The 19,112-nt window shown below is 71.8% G+C and carries 13 protein-coding genes; 7 read left to right on the forward strand and 6 right to left on the reverse strand.

What is annotated here, in order from left to right:
* The first annotated feature begins 77 nt into the window (after nucleotides 1-77).
* The 5 genes from LO772_RS09455 (at nucleotide 78) to LO772_RS09475 (ending at nucleotide 6,927) form a co-directional block, all read left to right on the forward strand.
* A complete protein-coding gene (locus LO772_RS09455) occupies nucleotides 78-1,349 on the forward strand; it encodes an HRDC domain-containing protein (RefSeq protein ID WP_231777938.1) in 1,272 nt (423 codons plus the stop codon).
* Nucleotides 1,350-2,012: 663 nt separating this feature from the next.
* Nucleotides 2,013-3,215 carry a thiolase family protein gene (locus LO772_RS09460; RefSeq protein ID WP_231777939.1) on the forward strand — a complete coding sequence of 401 codons (1,203 nt, stop codon included), beginning with the start codon at nucleotides 2,013-2,015 and terminating at the stop codon, nucleotides 3,213-3,215.
* Nucleotides 3,212-5,329 carry a 3-hydroxyacyl-CoA dehydrogenase NAD-binding domain-containing protein gene (locus tag LO772_RS09465; protein WP_231777940.1) on the forward strand — a complete coding sequence of 706 codons (2,118 nt, stop codon included), beginning with the start codon at nucleotides 3,212-3,214 and terminating at the stop codon, nucleotides 5,327-5,329. Before LO772_RS09460 ends, LO772_RS09465 begins: the two co-directional genes overlap by 4 nt.
* A gap of 235 nt (nucleotides 5,330-5,564) precedes the next feature.
* A complete protein-coding gene (locus LO772_RS09470) occupies nucleotides 5,565-5,987 on the forward strand; it encodes a hypothetical protein (RefSeq protein WP_231777941.1) in 423 nt (140 codons plus the stop codon).
* A 148-nt stretch (nucleotides 5,988-6,135) separates the two neighbouring features.
* Nucleotides 6,136-6,927, forward strand: a complete 792-nt coding sequence (locus LO772_RS09475; RefSeq protein ID WP_231777942.1) for a hypothetical protein — start codon at nucleotides 6,136-6,138, stop codon at nucleotides 6,925-6,927.
* Here the strand turns inward: LO772_RS09475 and LO772_RS09480 are convergent, their stop codons facing one another.
* Nucleotides 6,928-8,481: an amino acid permease gene (locus LO772_RS09480; RefSeq protein WP_231777943.1), complete on the reverse strand. Its 1,554-nt coding sequence runs from the start codon at nucleotides 8,479-8,481 to the stop codon at nucleotides 6,928-6,930.
* A gap of 226 nt (nucleotides 8,482-8,707) precedes the next feature.
* On the opposite strand from LO772_RS09480, the gene LO772_RS09485 reads away from it, so the two are divergent.
* Both LO772_RS09485 and LO772_RS09490 read left to right on the forward strand, forming a co-directional pair.
* Nucleotides 8,708-9,916, forward strand: coding sequence for an NAD(P)/FAD-dependent oxidoreductase (locus LO772_RS09485; protein ID WP_231777944.1), 1,209 nt, complete (start codon nucleotides 8,708-8,710; stop codon nucleotides 9,914-9,916).
* Nucleotides 9,917-10,040: 124 nt separating this feature from the next.
* Complete coding sequence (locus tag LO772_RS09490) at nucleotides 10,041-10,937, forward strand: RNA polymerase sigma-70 factor (protein ID WP_231777945.1); 897 nt, start codon at nucleotides 10,041-10,043, stop codon at nucleotides 10,935-10,937.
* Between the two features lie 78 nt (nucleotides 10,938-11,015).
* On the opposite strand, the gene dxs is transcribed toward LO772_RS09490, so the two are convergent.
* The 5 genes from dxs to LO772_RS09515 all read right to left on the reverse strand — a co-directional run bounded on the left by dxs (nucleotide 11,016) and on the right by LO772_RS09515 (nucleotide 18,962).
* Nucleotides 11,016-12,986, reverse strand: coding sequence for a 1-deoxy-D-xylulose-5-phosphate synthase (gene dxs, locus LO772_RS09495; protein ID WP_231777946.1), 1,971 nt, complete (start codon nucleotides 12,984-12,986; stop codon nucleotides 11,016-11,018).
* Nucleotides 12,987-13,162: 176 nt separating this feature from the next.
* Nucleotides 13,163-14,470, reverse strand: a complete 1,308-nt coding sequence (locus LO772_RS09500) for a substrate-binding domain-containing protein (protein ID WP_231777947.1) — start codon at nucleotides 14,468-14,470, stop codon at nucleotides 13,163-13,165.
* A gap of 137 nt (nucleotides 14,471-14,607) precedes the next feature.
* On the reverse strand, nucleotides 14,608-15,069 hold the full coding sequence (locus LO772_RS09505; protein ID WP_231777948.1) for a hypothetical protein: 462 nt from the start codon (nucleotides 15,067-15,069) through the stop codon (nucleotides 14,608-14,610).
* 173 nt (nucleotides 15,070-15,242) lie between these two features.
* Complete coding sequence (gene acnA / locus LO772_RS09510) at nucleotides 15,243-17,954, reverse strand: aconitate hydratase AcnA (RefSeq protein ID WP_269453227.1); 2,712 nt, start codon at nucleotides 17,952-17,954, stop codon at nucleotides 15,243-15,245.
* 219 nt (nucleotides 17,955-18,173) lie between these two features.
* The gene (locus tag LO772_RS09515; RefSeq protein ID WP_231777950.1) at nucleotides 18,174-18,962 is read right to left on the reverse strand and encodes an SDR family NAD(P)-dependent oxidoreductase; all 789 of its coding nucleotides are present in this window, start codon (nucleotides 18,960-18,962) and stop codon (nucleotides 18,174-18,176) included.
* Nucleotides 18,963-19,112 lie beyond the last annotated feature (150 nt).

The raw sequence follows: 19,112 nt of genomic DNA on the forward strand, positions 1-19,112 counted from the left end.
GAATAAATCGGGCACATGTGCCGAGTCCCCGGCAGGCGGCGTCATCGCCTGCCGGGGACTCGGCGTATTTTGTAAAGGTGACCGACGCTTTCGAACAAACCGCTTCCGAACAGTCGGCGCCGGTCCCTTTGCTGGCACCCCGCGAGGGCGTCCCGCCGGTGGTGGCGGACGCCGACTCCCTCGCCGGGACGGTCGCGGCCTTCGCCTCGGGCGACGGGCCCGTGGCCGTGGACGCCGAACGGGCGTCGGGTTATCGGTACGGCCAGCGCGCCTACCTGATCCAGTTGCGCCGCGCGGGGGCCGGCACGGCACTGATCGACCCGATCGCGTGTCCGGACCTGTCCGGGCTGGGGGCCGCGCTCGCCGACGCCGAGTGGGTACTGCACGCGGCCTCGCAGGATCTGCCGTGCCTCGCCGAGGTGGGCATGGTGCCGCGGCGCATCTTCGACACCGAGCTGGCCGCGCGCCTCGCGGCGTACCCGCGGGTGGGCCTGGGCGCGATGGTCGAGACCGCGCTGGGCTTCTCGTTGGAGAAGGGCCATTCGGCGGTCGACTGGTCGACGCGTCCGCTGCCCGAGCCGTGGCTGCGCTATGCGGCGCTGGACGTCGAGGTGCTGGTGGAGTTGCGCGACCGGCTCGAAGAGGTGCTGGGCGAGCAGGAGAAACTGCCGTGGGCGCTGGAGGAGTTCGCCGCGATCGTCGCCGCGCCTCCGCCCGCGCCGCGGGTCGACCCGTGGCGGCGTACGTCCGGACTGCACCGAGTGCGGCGGCGGCGCCAGCTCGCGATCGTGCGGGCGTTGTGGGAGGCGCGCGACAAGATCGCCCGTGCCAAGGACGTGTCTCCGGGGCGGGTGATCCCGGACGCGGCGATCATCGAGGCCGCGCTCGCGGGTCCGGCGTCGGTGCCGGCACTGATGGCCCTGCCCGGTTTCACGGGCCGTGACAGCCGTCGGCAGGCGAGTGCGTGGCTGGCCGCGATCGAGGCGGGGCGGGCGGTTCCGGACGACCGGTTGCCGCCGTCGACGCTCGTCCAGGAGGGTCCGCCGCCCGCGCGGGCCTGGGGTGACAAGGATCCGGCCGCCGCGGAGCGGCTGACGGCCGCGAAGACCGCGGTCGCGGCGATCGCCGACGAGCACGGCGTCCCGACCGAGAACCTGCTGGCGCCGGACACGGTGCGGCGCCTCGCGTGGTCGCCTCCGTCGGTCCCGTCGACGGACGCGGTCGCGGAAGTGCTGCGGGCCCAGGGTGCGCGTGCGTGGCAGGTCCACCTGACCGCGCCCGCCCTCTCCGGCGCTTTGCTCCGCATCGCGGCCCACGCGGACAAGAACGGCACACCGCCGGGGCGGTAGGCACGAGCGGGGACGGGACGACGGCACTCCCCCGCCGGACACTCCCGCTCCCCGCCGGGGACCTCCGCATACGCGGGCCACACGGCGCACGGGCCGCATGGGCCGCACGGACACACGGCCGCACTGCGCACGTGCCGGTGGCGCACGTGCCGGTGGCGCACGGCGCACCCGCCACACGGCACGAGGGCACATGACACGAGGGCACTCGGGCACGCCGACACACAGGCACACCGTCACACCGGCACGACCACCATCGCGAACCTCCCCCGGATAACGCGTTCGCGGGTGTCTTTATCGCTTTACTGCCGCTTTTTCTCGGGTGACGGAAGGTAAATTCAAGGGCGGTCGCGGAAGGCGTCCGGGGGATATTCGGCGTGCCTCCTTGCGTGTGGTGTTTCCGGGGGCACGCATTTTGTGATGCGGGCTTTTCGCGTATTCGGCGGATGCCGCCCGCCGGGCGGTCGGTGTTCGGCGAGGCTCGCCGCTCGGCGGCGCCGGGGGCGGCATTCCGCGGGGGCCGCGCCGCGCCGTCCGCCGTCGCGTCCCCGCGTGCCTGGATCCGCGGCGGCACCCGGCGGCGTACCGTCGGTAACACCCCCTAGGCGTACTTATTACTCATGAGTAGCATGGGTGTGTAACCCTTCCACGAGGAGTGCTGCCACTGTGTCTCGCCACCCCAGGGACGTCGTCTTCGTCGACGGTGTCCGAACCCCCTTCGGCAAGGCCGGCCCCAAGGGCATGTACCACGAGACCCGCGCCGACGACCTGGTCATCGCCTGCGTCCGGGAGCTGCTGCGCCGCAACCCGCAGCTGCCCGGCGACAAGGTGGACGAGGTCGCCATCGCGGCCACCACACAGATCGGCGACCAAGGGCTGACGATCGGCCGGACGACCGCGCTGCTGTCCGGGCTGCCGAAGTCGGTGCCCGGCTACGCGGTCGACCGCATGTGCGCCGGCGCGATGACGGCGGTCACCAACGTCGCGGGTGGGATCGCCCTCGGCGCGCTGGACATCGCCATCGCGGGCGGCGTCGAGCACATGGGCCGCCACCCGATGGGCGAGCAGGCCGACCCGAACCCGCGCATCATCGCGGAGAAGCTGGTCGACCCGTCCGCGCTGATCATGGGTTCGACGGCGGAGAACATCCACGACCGGTTCCCCCGGCTCACCAAGGAGCGCGCCGACGCGTACGCGGTCGGCAGCCAGGAGAAGGCCGCGAAGGCGTACGCGGACGGGGTGATCCAGCCGGATCTGGTGCCGGTCGCGATCCGTTCGCAGGAGAAGGGCTTCGGGCTCGCGACCGAGGACGAACCGCCGCGCCCGGGAACGACGTTGGAGGGCCTGGCGGGGCTCAAGACGCCGTTCCGCGCGCGGGGCCGCGTCACCGCGGGCAACTCGGCGGGCCTCAACGACGGCGCCACCGCGGCGATCATCGCGTCCGAGGAGACCGCGCGCGAGCTGGGTCTGCCGGTCAAGATGCGGCTGGTGCAGTACGCGTTCGCGGGGGTCGAGCCGGAGATCATGGGCATCGGGCCGGTCCCGGCCACCGAAAAGGCGCTGGAGCGCGCGGGGCTGACGATCGACGACATCGGGCTGTTCGAGCTGAACGAGGCGTTCGCGGTCCAGGTGCTGTCGTTCCTGGACCACTACGGCATCGCCGACGACGACCCGCGCGTCAACCAATACGGCGGCGCGATCGCGTACGGCCACCCGCTCGCGTCGTCGGGTGTGCGGCTGATGACGCAGCTGGCCCGGCAGTTCGAGGACCACCCCGAGGTGCGCTACGGCCTGACCTCGATGTGCATCGGGCTCGGCATGGGCGGAACGGTCATCTGGGAGAACCCCCTGTGGGAGGGCGAGAAGTGACGGACCTCAAGAAGCTCGCCCAGGATGTGTTCCCGGACGAGCTGGTCACCAGTTTCCCGGTGCGGCTGATCGATCTGCCGTACGGCGCGGGCAAGTTCGCGCTGATCACGATGGACAACGGGGAGGACCACACCAAGCCCACGACGTTCGGCCCGGGCGGGCTCGTGCGGCTCGGCGCGGCGCTCGACGAGGTCGAGGAACTGGCCGCGTCCGGGGCGATCGTCGCGGCGGGTGTGACGGGGAAGCCGTTCGTCTTCGCGGTCGGCGCGGACCTCAAGGGCGTCGCCGTCATTCGCAATCGCGCGCAGGCGCTCGCCATCGGGCAGGCGGGCCACGCGGCGTTCGGGCGGCTGCGGTCGCTGCCCGTCCCGACGTTCGGGTTCTACAACGGCGTGGCGATGGGCGGTGGCGTCGAGATCGGCCTGGCGTGCACCTACCGCACGATCTCGTCGGCGGTGCCCGCGCTGTCGCTGCCGGAGTGCTTCCTCGGGCTGGTTCCGGGGTGGGGCGGCTGCACGCTGCTGCCGAATCTCATCGGGCCGGAGAAGGCGGTCTCGGTGATCATCGAGAACGCGCTCGACCAGAACAGGCAGCTGAACGGCGTCAAGGCGTACGAACTCGGCATCGCCGACGTGCTGTTGGACCCGGCGGACTTCCTCGCCGAGTCGCTGCGCTGGGCCGCGCGCGTGGTGACGGGCGAAATCACGGTGGCGCGCGGCGACTTCGATCGCGGCGAGGGCTGGGACCGGGCCGTCGCGCACGGCCGCGCGGTCGCCGACGCGAAGGTGCACGGGGCGTCGCCGGCGCCGTACCGGGCGCTCGACATCATCGACGCGGCGCGTACGCGCGACATCGCGGACGGGTTCGCACGAGAGGACGAGGCGCTGGCCGATCTCATCATGGGCGACGAACTCCGGTCCGGGCTGTACGCGTTCGACCTGGTGCAGAAGCGGGCCAAGCGGCCCGCGGGGGCGCCGGACCGGGCGTTGGCCCGGGAGGTGACGAAGGTCGGCGTGGTCGGCGCCGGGCTGATGGCGTCCCAGCTCGCGCTGCTGTTCGCGCGGCGCCTCGAAGTCCCGGTGGTACTCACGGACATCGACCAGGAGCGGGTCGACAAGGGTGTCGCCTACGTCCACGACGAGATCGACAAGCTGCTCGCGAAGAAGCGGCTGAGCGGCGACGCGGCGAACCGCTACAAGGCGCTGGTGTCGGGTTCGCTGTCGAAGGACGCTTTCGCGGACGCGGACTTCGTCATCGAGGCCGTCTTCGAGGAGATGACGGTCAAGCAGCAGGTCTTCGCCGAGGTCGAGGCGGTCGTCTCGGACGAGTGCGTGCTCGCGACCAACACCTCCTCGCTGTCGGTCACCGAGATGGCGTCGAAGCTCGCGCATCCCGAACGCGTCGTCGGGTTCCACTTCTTCAACCCGGTCGCGGTGCTGCCGCTGCTGGAGGTGGTACGCGCCGAGCAGACCGACGACGCGTCGCTGGCAACGGCGTTCGGTGTCGCGAAGCGGTTGCGGAAGACGGCGGTGCTGGCCGAGGACGCGCCCGCGTTCGTGGTCAACCGGATCCTGACCCGGTTCCTCGGCGAGGTGCTGGCGGCGGTCGACGAGGGCACACCGGTCGAGGTGGCCGACAAGGCGCTCGAACCCCTCGGCCTGCCGATGTCGCCGATGGTGCTCCTCGAACTGGTCGGCCCGGCCATCGCGGCGCACGTGTCGCAGACCCTGCACACCGCGTTCCCCGACCGCTTCGCGGTGTCGGCGAACCTGGAGCGGGTGGTGAAGGCCGGGAAGCGGTCGTTCCTCACCTGGGATTCGGGCGCGCCGGAGGTCGACCCTGAGGTGGCGGCGCTGCTGGAGGTCGGCTCGTCGCCGCTCACCGCGGAGCAGGTCCGCGAACGGGCGCTCGCGGCGCTCGCGCAGGAGATCCGCCTCATGCTCGACGAGGGCGTGGTGCAGGCGGCGCAGGACATCGACCTGTGCATGATCACCGGTGCGGCGTGGCCGTTCCACCTGGGCGGGATCACGCCGTACCTCGACCGCGCGGGTGTCGCGGAGAAGGTCACGGGCAAGCGGTTCCTCGACCCGGGGGTGGCGTCGGTCTTCGTGTGAGGCGGTGCGCGGGGACGGTGCGCGAGCCGCGCGCCGACCCGCGACGTCGTCCTCCCACCGGGGGGTCGATGGTGAAGCCCGCGTGCGGCCCGGCCCCCCGAATCCCGGGCCGCACGCGCCCCGAGCCGCCGTCCGCGGCCACCCCCCTTTTCGCGGACGGCGGCTTCGTCGTCCGCGGACGCGGTTTCCGGGTAGGGATGGTTGCGTTCGCCGGACAACCCCGAAGGAGGCCGTGATGAGCCGTGACGCGAGCAAGGCCGTGCGTAGGGCGGGCGCGGGTTGGGGTGTCGCGCGCGTCGCCCTGGGCGTGGCCGCGATCGCCGTGCCCCCGGTGGTGTCGCGCCCGTGGATCGGCCGCGACACGAGCACGGGGGCGACGGTCTTCGCGCGGGCGCTGGGCGTCCGCGACATCGCCCTCGGCGCGGGCACCGCCGTCTCCGCCCGCACCGGACGCGGCTTCACCACCTGGGCCCTCGCCTCCGCCGCCGCCGACGCGGGCGACACCCTGATCACCCGCCACCACTGGCCCGAACTCCCGCGCACGCGCGTCGCGATCGCCGGTCTCGCGGGCGCTTCGGCGGTCGCGGGCGTGGCCCTCGCCGTCGGTGAGGCGCTGGTGTGTCGGGGCAACCGCCGGGCCGCGGAGGGCTCGTCGTAGGTGGGCGGGTTCCCGGTCTCGACGGTGTCGGAGTTCTCGGGCCCGGTCCCTTCCGCGTGCTCGGTCGCGTCGTCCTCGCTGTCGCGTCGGTGCTGACATCGCATCGGATCTGACGTACTGTCAGCTGACCTTCGGGGAGGGAGCGGGCATGGGCTTCAAGGAGTACCCGGTCCGGGTGGGCGGGATGTTGTTCACCGCCGTGGATCCGGGGCGTGGGTGTGAGGTGGAGTATCACCGGTGGTATGAGCGGGACCACTTCTATGCCGGGTGCATGATCGGGCCGGGGATGTTGGCCGGGAAACGGTGGGTGGCCACGCGGGAGTTGAAGGACCTGCGGTTTCCCGGGGAGTCGGACTTCGTGCCGGCGGTCGACGCGGGTTCGTTTCTCGCCGTGTACTGGGTCAACGAGGGCCAGTGGGACGAGTGGAACACCTGGGCCGTCGAGCAGGTGAATTGGCTGTACGCGCACGATCGCGGGTTCCCGGAGCGCACCCACGCACACACCGGGATGTACCTGCACGACCGGCGCTGGTATCGGGACGATGACCCGGTCCCGCTGGAACTCGCTCTGGATCACGGTTACTTGGGGCTGGTGTCGCTCGCGGTGCAGCGGGCCGACGGGGTCGCGCGGGCGGACCTGGAGGCGTGGTTCGACGCGAACCTGCCGGAGTTCCTGAGGGGTTCGGCCGTCGAGTCGGTCGCCGCGTGGACGGCGGTGCCGCTGGCCGAGGACGCGCCCGCGTTCGTGCCGCGCGATCCGAACGCGGCGACGCGGAGCCTCCAGCTCTACTTCCTCGGCGAGGATCCGAGGGAGCGCTGGGACGCCTTCCGGTCGTGGGCCGAGCGGATCGACGCGTCGGGGATCGGCACGGTCACGTTCGCCGCGCCCTGGATCCCGACCGTTCCGGGGCGTGACACGTACACCGACCGGCTCTGGTAGTCACAGCAGTTCGGGTGTGCCGCGCTCGGCGGTCTCGCCGGGGCGCGGTGGCTCGGCGGCGGTCGGCGTGCCCATGCGGCTGTGCCGCCTGCCGTACGCGAAATAGATGACGAACCCGACGCCCATCCAGACCAGGAACCGCCACCACGTCTCGACCGGCAGGTTGACCATCAGCCACAGGCAGGCGAGCACCGACGCGATCGGCAGCACCGGCACCCACGGCGTGCGGAAGGCGCGCGGCAGGTCCGGGCGGGTGCGCCGCAGGACGATGACGCCGATCGACACCACGACGAACGCGAACAGCGTGCCGATGTTGACCAGTTGCGCGAGCTGTTTGAGCGGGATGACGCCCGCGACGACGGCGACGACCACGCCGAGCGCGATCGTCGAGCGGTACGGCGTGCGGTGGACCGGGTGGATCTCGCTGAAGAACCTCGGCAGCAGCCCGTCGCGGCTCATCGCGAAGAACACGCGGCTCTGCCCCAGCAGCATGATCAGCGTCACCGACATCAGCCCGGCCACCGCGCCCGTGTTGATCGCCCACGCCCAATTGCCGTGCCCGGTCGCCTTGAACGCGTCGGACAGGGGGGCTTCGGTGGACAGCTGCGAGTAGTTCTGCATGCCGGTGACGACCAGCGACACCGCGACGTACAGCACCGTGCAGATCGCCAGGGAGCCCAGGATGCCGATCGGCAGGTCGCGCTGCGGTCGCTTCGTCTCCTCGGCCGCGCTCGCGACGATGTCGAAGCCGATGTAGGCGAAGAACACCGTCGCCGCGCCGAAGAAGATCCCCATGACGCCGAAGGTGGTGGGTTCGAAGCCGCTGATCCATTCGATCAGCGGCTGCTTCATCCCGCCGTTCCCGCCCGACGGCGGCTGCTTCTCGGGGATGAACGGCGTGTAGTTGTCGGCTTTGATGAAGAACAGGCCCGCGAAGATCACCAGCAGCACGCTGGTCACCTTGATCGCGACGATGATCGCGGTGAAGCGCGACGACAGCTTGACGCCGAAGACCAGGATCGCGGTGAGCGCGAGCACCAGCAGCGCCGCGGGCAGGTTGAAGCCCCAGGTGTCGTCGGTGCCGCCGTTGATCGCGCCGGGCAGCGTCACACCGGCGGACGCGAGCAGCGACTGCACGTACCCCGACCAGCCGACGGCGACCACCGCGGCGCCCAAGGCGAGTTCGAGGATCAGGTCCCAGCCGATGATCCACGCGGGCAGCTCGCCGATCGAGGTGTACGCGAACGTGTAGGCCGACCCGGCGACCGGCACCGTCGACGAGAACTCCGCGTAGCACAGCGCCGCGAGCCCGCACACCACGCCGCTGGCGATGAACGAGAGCGCGACCGCGGGCCCCGCGGTGTCGCGCGCGACCGTTCCCGTGAGGACGAAAATGCCGGTGCCGATGATGACACCGACCCCGAAAACCGTCAGGTCGAGTGCGGACAACGCCCTTTTCAGGCCGTTCTTCGGATCGTCCGTTTCCCGGATCGACTGCTCGACCGATTTCGTCCGCAACGCGGATTTGGTCCGGGACGGACTCGCGGTACCCATGACCTGACCCCCGCTTCGTTCGGTGACAGGTCATGGATAGTCGAACGGTCCCGGAGAATCGCTCGTCACCGTCGGCGCGTACGGGTGAAACCGCCCGCGTACGCGCACGCGCACGCTCCGGCGCCGGCGCACCGCCCCGGCCCGCGGAGTGATCTGCTTCACATCCCGTCACACGCTCCGGAACGACGGTGTCTTGAGGCCGAACCCCCCGAACGGAGGAGACACCATGGCCGAGAACACCGATGTCGTCGTGATCGGCGGCGGGTACGCCGGCGTCATGGCGGCCAACCGCCTGACCCGGCGCGACGACGTGAACGTGACACTCGTCAACCCGCGCCGGACCTTCGTGAACCGGGTCCGCCTGCACCAGCTGGCCGGCGGTTCCGACGACGCCGTCGTCGACTACCGCGACGTGCTGCACGAGCGGGTGCGCCTCGTGGTGGACGCCGCGGACCGGATCGACACCGCCGGACGCCGGGTGGCGCTCGCGTCCGGCGCCTTTGTCGCCTACGACTACCTCGTCTACGCGGTCGGCAGCGGCAGCGCCGAACCGCGCGTGCCCGGGGCGGCGGAGTTCGCCTACCCGCTCGCCGACCTGGAGCAGGCGCGGCGGCTGCGGGCGGCCCTCGACGACACGCCCGCGAACGCGCCGGTGACGGTGGTCGGCGGCGGCCCGACCGGCATCGAGACGGCCGCCGAACTGGCCGAGACCGGCCGCGACGTGACCCTGGTCTGCGGCGGGCCGCTCGGCCCGTACCTGCACCGCCGCGGGCGGCGTTCGGTCGCGAAGCGGCTGGCCGCGCTCGGCGTGACCGTGGTCGACGGCCCCGACACCAAGGTGACGGCGGTGTCCCGCGAGGGCGTGCGGCTGGGCGACGGCCGGGAGCTGCCGGGCGCGGTGACGGTCTGGACCGCCGGGTTCGGCGTGCCCGACCTGGCCGCGCACAGCGGCCTGCGCACCGACGACGCGGGCCGGCTGCTCACCGACGAGACGCTGACCAGCGTGGACGACATCCGCGTCGTCGCGGCCGGCGACTCGGCGGCGCCGTCCGGGCTGCCGCTGCGGATGAGCTGCCAGGCCGCCATACCGCTGGGCGCACGGGCCGCCGACACCGTGCTGGCCCGCATCGCGGGCGAGCGGCCCGGGCCCCTGAACCAGGTGTTCGCGGGCCAGTGCATCAGCCTCGGCCGACGCGCCGGGATCTTCCAGTTCGCCCACCGGTACGACGTCGCGCTGTGGTTCCACGTCGGCGGCCGAGCGGGCGCGAAGCTCAAGGAATCCGTCTGCAAGGGCATCGTGGGGCATCTGTCCGGGGAGGCGGCGAAGCCCGGTTCGTACCGCCTGCACCGGGTCTCGGGCGGTTCCCGGCGGCGGCGGATGCTGGAGGAGACCGGGCGGGCCGAGGCGCCGGCCGCCGTCGAACAGGCGGCGTGACCGCTCGTCACGCCCCCGACGAGCACGCGTGCGGCGGCCACCCGGCGCGGGGCGTCGCCGCACGCGTGCGATGATCAACGGCTGCTCGGGCAGGGTGCTCGTGGGCGGCGGAGAGGGACGGAACATGAGCGACCACGTCGGTGACCCGGCGACCGAGGCGTTCGTCGCACACCGCAACCTGCTGTTCACCGTCGCCTACGAGATGCTCGGATCCGCCGCCGACGCGGAGGACGTCCTCCAGGAGACCTGGCTGCGGTGGGTCGAGGCGGACTTCGCGCAGGTGCGGGACCACCGCGCCTACCTCGTCCGGATCACGACCCGCCAGGCGCTCAACCGGATGCGGACCGTGCGGCGGCGCCGCGAGGCGTACGTCGGCTCCTGGCTCCCGGAGCCGCTGCTGACCGCGCCGGACGTCGCCGAGGACGTCGAGCTGGCCGAGAGCGTGTCGATGGCGATGCTGCTGGTCCTGGAGACGCTGTCGCCGACCGAGCGCGCCGTCTTCGTGCTGCGCGAGGTCTTCGACGTCGGCTACGACGAGATCGCGGACGCGGTCGACAAGACCCCGGCGGCCGTACGCCAGATCGCGCACCGCGCCCGCCGGCACGTCGACGCCCGCCGGCCGCGCCAGGCGGCGTCCGCGAAGGCCGCCCGGGCCGCGATGGAGTCGTTCCGGCACGCCGTGGAGACCGGTGACCCGCAGGCGCTGCTCGACGTACTCGCCCCGGGCGTCGTCCTGGTGGGCGACGGCGGCGGCGTCAAACAGGCGTCGCTGCACCCGATCGTCGGCGCCGACAAGGTGACCCGCTTCATGATCGGCAACCTCGCCAAGAAGGGCCTGTCGATCATCGTCTCCGCCGTCACGGTCAACGGCACCCCGGCACTTCTGGTGCACCTGGACGGCGAGGTCGACGGCATCATGGCCTTCAAGGTCGAGGGCACCCTCATCAGCGGGCTCTACTACGTCCGCAACCCCGAGAAGCTGACGCGCGTCGCGTCGCGGGCGCCGCTCACGCTGCGCTGAGCCGGATCGGCCGACCGCGACCGGCTGTCGCCGCGAACAGGCCCGGCAAGGGCCCAAGTTCGCGGCGACAGCCGCGCGTCACGAGGCCTGCTGCGCCGTCTCGTCCTCGTTCTCCGGGTCGGCGGGACCGACCCGGGTGACCGTCGCCGGCCCGGAGATCCGCGCGACCTCCTCGACCAGCCGCCGGGAGATCTCCTGGGCGTTGAGCCCCACGCGGTCGAGGATCGACTTCGGGGCGGCGTGGTCCAGGAACTCGTTCGGCAGGCCGTAGTCGCGCAGCGGCACGTCGACGCCCGCGTCCCGCAGCGACTGCGCGATCGCCGCGCCGACACCGCCCGCGCGCCCGTTGTCCTCGATCGTCACGACGAGCCGGTGCCGCGCCGCGAGGCCCGGCAGCTCGGGGTCGACGGGCTTGACCCAGCGCGGGTCGACGACCGTGGCGACGATGCCCTGGTCGGCCAGGCGCTCCGCGATGCGGACGCCGGTCTCGGCCATCGTGCCGACCGTGACGATGAGGACGTCGCCGTGCTCGCCGTCGCCGTTGCGCTCGGGCCCGGTGCGGTGCAGCACGTCCATGCCGCCGATCCGGCCGACCGCGTCGATGTCCGGCCCGACCGTGCCCTTGGCGAAGCGCACCACGGTCGGCGCGTCGCCGACGTCCAGCGCCTCGCGCAGCTGTGCGCGCAACTGCGCGGCGTCGCGCGGCGCCGCGAGCCGCAGGCCCGGCACGACCTGGAGGATCGACATGTCCCACATGCCGTTGTGGCTCGCCCCGTCGAAACCGGTGACCCCGGCCCGGTCCAGCACGAACGTGACGCCGCACTTGTGCAGCGCGCAGTCCATGAGCACCTGGTCGAACGCCCGGTTGAGGAACGTCGCGTAGACCGCGACCACCGGGTGCAGCCCGCCGAGCGCGAGGCCGGCCGCCGAGGTCACCGCGTGCTGCTCGGCGATGCCGACGTCGAACGTGCGGTCGGGGTACGCCGCGGCGAACTTGTGCAGCCCGACCGGGATGAGCATCGCCGCGGTGATGCCGACCACGTCGTCGCGCTCGCCGCCGACCTTGACCATCTCGTCCGCGAACACCGACGTCCACGACTTGCCGGACGCCTTGGTGAGCGGCAGGCCCGTCTCGGGGTTGATCGCGCCGACGGAGTGGAACTGGTCGGCCTCGTCGTTGCGGGCGGGGTCGTAGCCGCGGCCCTTTTGGGTGATCGCGTGGACGATGACCGGCCCGCCGAAGCCCCGGGCGCGGTGCAGCGCCTGCTCCACCTGCTCGGTGTCGTGGCCGTCGACCGGGCCGATGTATTTCAGGCCGAGGTCCTCGAACAGGCCCTGCGGGGCGACGAAGTCCTTCAGGCCCTTCTTGGCGCCGTGCAGTATGTCGTACACCGGCCCGCCGACGACGGGGGTGCGGCCGAGCACGCCCTTGCCCCAGTCGAGGAACCGCTCGTAGCCGCGCGTGGTGCGCAGCGTCGCGAGGTGGTTGGCCATGCCGCCGGTGGTCGGGGCGTACGAACGCTCGTTGTCGTTGACGACGATGATCAGCGGGCGGTCTTTCGCCGCGGCGATGTTGTTGAGCGCCTCCCAGGCCATGCCGCCGGTCAGCGCGCCGTCGCCGATGACGGCGACCACGTGCCGGTCGTCGAGCCCGCGCACTTGGTACGCCTTGGCGAAGCCGTCGGCGTACGACAGCACCGTCGACGCGTGGGAGTTCTCGATGACGTCGTGCTCCGACTCGGCCTGGCTCGGGTAGCCGGACAGGCCGCCCTCTTTGCGGAGCTCGGAGAAGTCGTGCCGGCCGGTCACGATTTTGTGGACGTAGCTCTGGTGGCCGGTGTCCCAGAGGATCTTGTCGCGCGGGGAGTCGAAGACGCGGTGCAAGGCCAGCGTCAGCTCCACCACGCCGAGGTTGGGGCCGAGGTGCCCGCCTGTCCTGGAGACGGAGTCCACCAGGAAGTCGCGGATCTCGTCGGCGAGATCGGTGAGCTGCTCCGGAGAGAGCGCCTTGAGATCACGGGGTCCTCGAATGCTCTCCAGCAGGCCCACCCGTACCTCCTCAATCGGTCGATCGCGGAACTCGCCCGTCCCCCGGGCGGGAAACGCACCCACCGAGTCTAGACGCGGGAAGTGCCGCCGCTGGTTCGACTCCTGTTTTCGGTGCAACCGGAACGGCGGCTTCAGAGCCGGGAAGTGGCGTGATATGGACGGACCGGGTCCCGCGCTCACCCGAGCCCGGCCGCGCGGCACTCCTCGGCGTATTCGGGCGTGCAGATCTCGGCGGTGCCGTAGTAGGGCTTGCGCAGGACGGTGTCCTTCAGGTTCGCGCGGGTCACGGCGACCGGTTCGAGGATGACCGCGTCGACGTCGGCGGTGCCGTTGTTCCGCTTGGCGTTCGCGGCGGTGTACGGCGTGCCGGAGGCGGCGGCGAGGGCCATCGCGGCGGCGGCGCGGGCCTCGGGGAGGCAGGGCGTGAACACGGTCATGTACTGGTCGCCGGCGATGATGCGGCGGAGCGCGGCGGGGGTGGCGCCGCGGCCGGTGACCGGGGGCAGCGGGGAGGCGAAACCGGCCGCTTTGAGTGCCGCGATCACGCCGCCGGCCGTGCGGTCGTCGGCGGCGTGGACGCCGGCGACCTTGCCGGGTCCGCCGAGCGCCGTGAGGGCCTGGGCGGTGCCGTCGCGCACGGCGGCCTCGAAGGAGCCGGCCGCGAGGGCGCCGTTCGTGCCGGAGGGGTCGGCGGTGCCGGAAAAACCCGACGCGCCGAGTCCGCCGGGCGTGTCGTACTCGCGGCCGATGATGACGTGGCCGTCGAGGGCCTGGTGGGCGCCGCGGCGGCCGGCGACGGCGGCGGGGTCAGCCGGTGAGCCGTCGGCCATGACGACCGGCGCGCGTTTGGCGTCGCCGCCGCGCCGGATGGCCTGGAGGAGCGCGGTGCCCTGCATGCGGCCGACGGCTTCGTCGTCGAAGGAGACGTAGCCGCTGATCGGTCCTTCGGCGAGGCGGTCGTAGGCGATGACCGGGATGCCCCGGGCGTGTGCGGAGCCGACGATCGCGGCGGCGGCGCGGGTGTCGACGGCGGCCAGGACCAGGGCGTCGACGCCGCCCGCGAGCATCGCCTCGGCCTGCTGGCGCTGCGTGTCGGCCCGCTGGTAGGCGTTGGCGTAGCGCACCTCGCACGGGGGGCACAGGCGGGTGATCTCCGCCTCGAAGAACGGCTTGTCGAAGCGCTCGTAGCGGGTGGTGGTGTTCTCGGGCAGCAGCAGGCCGATCCGGAGTCCCCCGTCGGGCGGACGGGTGCCGGTCGCGGGGTTGTCGGCTCCGGCGGCGTCGCCGGTGCCGGTACCGCCGGTGCCCTGGGTGCCGTCGGCGGCGTCGGCGCGCTCGGCGCGCTCGGCCCGGTCGTCGGCGCCGGGTCTGTCGGTGTCCCCGGCCCGGTCGGCTCCCCCGGTCGCGCCGTCGCACGCTCCCGCGCCGAGGGCCAGGGCGACCGCGAGGCCCAGGGCCGCCGCGGGTCGGAGCAGCGTCTTCACGGGGCCTCCTGGGGAGCGGGCCGGAGAAGCGGGAGGGGGCGTGATGCGTCCGCTGCCCAGTTGTCGCGAAAAAAGCGAGAAAGGCGAAAAAAGACACCCTTTGGTGCATCTCGTCACCGGGCGGAGTCGGAACCGGCTCAGAGCCTCGGGTTCCATCGCTTTCCGGCCAAGGCCTGTTCCACGAGGCCGACTTCGCGTTCCAGGGCGGCGGTGCGCGAGCCCTCGTACTCATACACCCGCAGCATCGCGTCGACCACGTGTGCGCCGAAGCGGTCGCGCAAGTCGACGCGGGCGGTGCCGTATCCGTGCCGGGCGGCCTGGAGCGCGGCCTCGACGTGCTGCCGCGCCATGCGCGCCAACAGACCCGGATGGCGTTTCAGCACGTCGTGGCGCCGGTAGCCGGGCGGGACGAGGTCGTACAGCCACGCGACCGCGGTCTCCTGCCACCCTTCCACCCCCGGCGGGCGGACGCCTCGCGGCCAGCCGGGCGGGACGACGCCGTCCTGCCCGGCCGATGCCCGTTCGAAGCGCCCGGGCCGCTCCCACGCAGGCCGCTCCCCCGGCCTCCCGGTCGCATCCCGCCCATTCGCTCCGTACATACGTTCGATTATGACGCGTCCCTGGCCGAAAATGCACCTCGCATGACGATCGTCATGGCGGGGGCGGCGCGGGTCGCGGAGGAGGGCCGGGACAACGGGACGGGCCGGCCCTCCCCTGCGGGAGAGCCGGCCCGTCATGACGTCGGCCTGCGGCGTCGCCGAACCTCAGCGGGTCACTTGGCGACGAGGGAGCGCAGGACGTACTGCATGATGCCGCCGTTGCGGTAGTAGTCGGCCTCACCGGGGGTGTCGATGCGGACGACCGCGTCGAACTCGACACCGGTGTCGGTGGTGACCTTGACCGTCTTGGGGGTGCGGCCCTCGTTCAGCTCGGTGATGCCGGCGATGGCGAAGGTCTCCGAGCCGGTCAGGCCCAGGCTGTCGGCGCTGTGGCCGGCCGGGAACTGGAGCGGGATGACGCCCATGCCGATGAGGTTCGAGCGGTGGATGCGCTCGTACGACTCGGCGATGACGGCCTTGACGCCGAGCAGCGACGTGCCCTTCGCGGCCCAGTCGCGCGACGAGCCGGAGCCGTACTCCTTGCCGGCCAGGACGACCAGCGGGATGCCGGCGGCCTGGTAGTTCACCGACGCGTCGTAGATGGTCGTCACGGGCGCGTCTGCCTGCGTGAAGTCCTTCGTGAAGCCGCCCTCGGTGCCCGGCGCGATCTGGTTGCGCAGGCGGATGTTGGCGAAGGTGCCGCGGATCATCACCTCGTGGTTGCCGCGGCGCGAGCCGTACGAGTTGAAGTCCTTGCGCTCGACGCCGTGGTCCGCGAGGTACTTGCCGGCCGGGCTGTCGGCCTTGATGTTGCCGGCCGGGGAGATGTGGTCGGTGGTCACCGAGTCGGCCAGCTTGGCCAGCACCCGCGCGCCGGAGATGTCGGCGACGGGGGTCAGGTCCATGGTCAGGCCGTCGAAGTACGTGGGCTTGCGCACGTACGTCGACTCCGGGTCCCACTCGAAGGTGTCGCCCGTCGGCACCTCCAGCGACTGCCAGCGGTGGTCGCCCGCGAACACGTCGGCGTAGGACGCGGCGAACATGTCCTGGTCGATCGAGGACGCCACGACGTCCGCGACCTCCTGGTCGGTCGGCCAGATGTCGTTCAGGTACACGGGCTCGCCGTCGGCGTCGACGCCGAGCGGCTCGGTGGTGATGTCGACGTCCATCGACCCGGCGATCGCGTAGGCGACCACGAGCGGCGGCGACGCCAGGTAGTTCATCTTGACGTCGGGGTTGATCCGGCCCTCGAAGTTGCGGTTGCCGGACAGCACCGACACGGCGGCGAGGTCGTGCGCGTTGATCGCGGCGGACACCTCCTCGGGCAGCGGGCCCGAGTTGCCGATGCAGGTCACGCAGCCGTAGCCGACCAGGTTGAAGCCCAGCTTCTCCATGTACGGGAGCAGGCCGGCCTTCTCGTAGTAGTCCATGACGACCTTCGAGCCCGGCGCCAGCGTGGTCTTGACCCACGGCTTGACGCTCAGGCCGCGCTCGACGGCCTTCTTGGCCAGCAGGGCGGCGCCCAGCATGACCGACGGGTTCGAGGTGTTGGTGCACGAGGTGATCGACGCGATCACGACGGCGCCGTGGTCGATCTCGTACGTCGAGCCGTCGGGCGCGGTGACCGCCGTCGGCTTGGTCGGGCGGACGCCGTTGGCCGGGGCGTCGGACGCGGGGAACGACTCCTTGCCCGCCTCGTCCTCGTCGGCGACGTAGTCGGGCAGCGCGGCGCGGAACCTGGCCTTCGCCTCGGCGAGCACGACGCGGTCCTGCGGGCGCTTCGGGCCGGAGATCGACGGGACGACGGTCGACACGTCCAGCTCGATGTACTCGGAGTACTCCGGCTCGCGGGCCGGGTCGTGCCACAGGCCCTGCTCCTTGGCGTACGCCTCGACGAGGGCCAGCTGCTGCGCGGAACGGCCGGTCAGGCGCAGGTAGTTGATCGTCTCGCCGTCGATCGGGAAGATCGCGCAGGTCGAGCCGAACTCGGGCGACATGTTGCCGAGGGTCGCGCGGTTGGCGAGCGGCACCGCGCCGACGCCCTCGCCGTAGAACTCGACGAACTTGCCGACCACGCCGTGCTTGCGCAGCATGTCGGTGATCGTGAGGACGAGGTCGGTCGCGGTGACGCCGGCCTGGAGCTTGCCGGTCAGCTTGAAGCCGACGACGCGCGGGATGAGCATCGACACGGGCTGGCCGAGCATGGCCGCCTCGGCCTCGATGCCGCCGACGCCCCAGCCGAGCACGCCGAGGCCGTTGACCATCGTGGTGTGCGAGTCGGTGCCGACGCAGGTGTCGGGGTAGGCCTGCCCGTTCCGGACCATGATCGTGCGCGCGAGGCGCTCGATGTTGACCTGGTGCACGATGCCGGTGCCGGGCGGCACGACGGCGAACTCGTTGAACGCGGTCTGGCCCCAGCGCAGGAACTGGTAGCGCTCCTTGTTGCGGCCGTACTCGATGTCGGTGTTGATCTCGAACGCGTCCTGGCGGCCGAAGACGTCAGCAATGACCGAGTGGTCGATGACCATCTCGGCGGGCGCGAGCGGGTTGATCTTCGCCGGGTCGCCGCCCAGTTCCCTGACCGCCTCGCGCATCGTGGCGAGGTCGACGACACACGGCACGCCGGTGAAGTCCTGCATGATCACGCGGGCGGGGGTGAACTGGATCTCCTCGCTCGGCTCCGCGTTCGGGTCCCAGCCGCCGAGTGCCCGGATGTGGTCGGCGGTGATGTTGGCGCCGTCCTCGGTGCGGAGCAGGTTCTCCAGCAGGACCTTCAGGCTGTACGGCAGCCGGGCGCTGCCCTCCACCTTGTCCAGCCTGAAGATCTCGTACGACTCGTCACCCACGTTCAGCGTGGTGCGGGCGTCGAAGCTGTTCGCGGACACGACTGCTCCCATCTCGGTTCCGTTGCCGGGCGCCGTAAGCCCGACGGCGGGGCCCTACGTTTATCTTGACGTCGAGAGAACTCTACTCTACGCCGTCACGGCCCGGCTTCGGCGGCCCTGCGGCCCGGGGGCGACACGACGTGTCGACGCTACGCGGTCCGGCGCCGGACAAACGCGCTCCCGCCGACGGATCCGCCCCGCGCGGAACCCGCGTCTCCCTCAGGCCGTCGACCTGCCCGTCTTCTCGGCGCCGAGCCCCGAGTAGCCGATGGAGTAGCCGCCGTCCACCGGCATGAGGATGCCGGTCACGTACGAGGATTCGTCGCTCGCCAGGAACAGCGCCGCCGAAGCGATCTCGTCCGACAGCCCCCAGCGGTCCATCGGTATGCCGGGCAGGCGGCGGACGCCCGGCGGCGGCGCGGCGGACTCCTTCGACGCCGGCACCAGGCCGGTCCAGATCGTGCCGGGGCACACCGCGTTGACGCGGATGTGGTCGTCGGCGTAGTCGAGGGCGGCGGCCTTGGTCATCTGGTTGACGCCCGCCTTGGCGGCGCCGTAGAGCCCGTGGTGTTTGAAGCCGACCATCGCCGTCGCCGACGAGATGTTGACGATCGAACCGCCGCCGGTCCCGCGCATCGCGATGATGCCGTACTTCATGCAGAAGAAGACGCCCCGCAGGTTCACGTCGTGGACGCGGTCCCAGGTCTCCGTGGTCTGCTCGTGCAGCGGGAGCAGCTTGCCGCCGAAACCGGCGTTGTTCACCAGCACGTCGATGCGGCCGAACGCCTCCTCGGCCGTCGCGATCATGCGGCGGACGTCGGCCTCCTCGGCGACGTCCGCCTGGACCCCGACCGCGGCGTCGCCGATCTCGGCGGCCACGTCGACCGCGCGCCCGCTGATGCTCGCGCAGACGACCTTCGCGCCTTCCGCGGCGAACCGGTGCGCCATGGCCTTCCCGATGCCGGAGCCCGCGCCCGTGATGACCGCGACCTTGTCCTTGAGGCGCATCGACGCCCTCCCTGATGTCGGCTGTGCGCTGTGTACGTGCAGGGCTTCGCTGAGGTGGTACGGGTTGCCGCCGGGTCGGCCCGGAGACGCGGCACGCCGCTTGCGCGGCACGCCGGCACGGGGACGGCCCCCGCCGGTGCGGGGCTCGGC

The organism is Yinghuangia sp. ASG 101 (genome assembly GCF_021165735.1).
In the GTDB taxonomy this organism is placed as follows: Bacteria; Actinomycetota; Actinomycetes; order Streptomycetales; family Streptomycetaceae; genus Yinghuangia.